The organism is Tessaracoccus sp. ZS01 (assembly GCF_022342445.1).
Lineage (GTDB): Bacteria > Actinomycetota > Actinomycetes > Propionibacteriales > Propionibacteriaceae > Arachnia.
This window is the reverse complement of record NZ_PQFE01000034.1, coordinates 1-441: the sequence shown is the minus strand read 5'-3', so window position 1 is coordinate 441 and position 441 is coordinate 1. Positions and strand designations below refer to the sequence as shown.

Annotated in this window: 1 protein-coding gene; it reads left to right on the top strand. The window is 72.6% G+C overall.

Going from position 1 to position 441, the window contains the following annotated elements:
- The coding region (locus C3E87_RS14460; protein ID WP_233120829.1) for an acyl-CoA dehydrogenase family protein at positions 1 to 441 on the top strand (441 nt) is incomplete at both ends.

The window sequence follows — 441 nt, the reverse complement described above, 5'->3', positions numbered from 1 at the left end:
GGCTGGTCCTGCATGGACAAAAGGATTTCGTCACCGCTGGCGACAGCGCCTCCTGGTGGCTGGTGGCCGCCCGCGACGAGGCACCGGGGCAGCCGCCGCGACTGTCGATGACGGTGGTCCTGGCCGGCGCCCCGGGGGCGCGCCTGGAGGCGTTGCCGGCGCTGCCGCTGATGCCGGATGTGCCGCATTCCCGTCTGTTGCTCGACGGTGCCCATTGCGAGCGCCTGCCCGGCGATGGTTGGGACGACTACGTCAGGCCGTTCCGCCTGCTGGAGGATGTCCATGTGCTGGCGGCGCTGGTCGGCTGGCTCTATGGGGTCGGCCATGAATGCGGCTGGCCCTCGCCGCTGCTGCTGCGCCTGGCCGGCATCCTCGGCGGCTGCGCCGAGGTCGCGCGGCATCCGGTCGCCTGCGTCGGCACCCAGGCGGTACTGGCTGGGC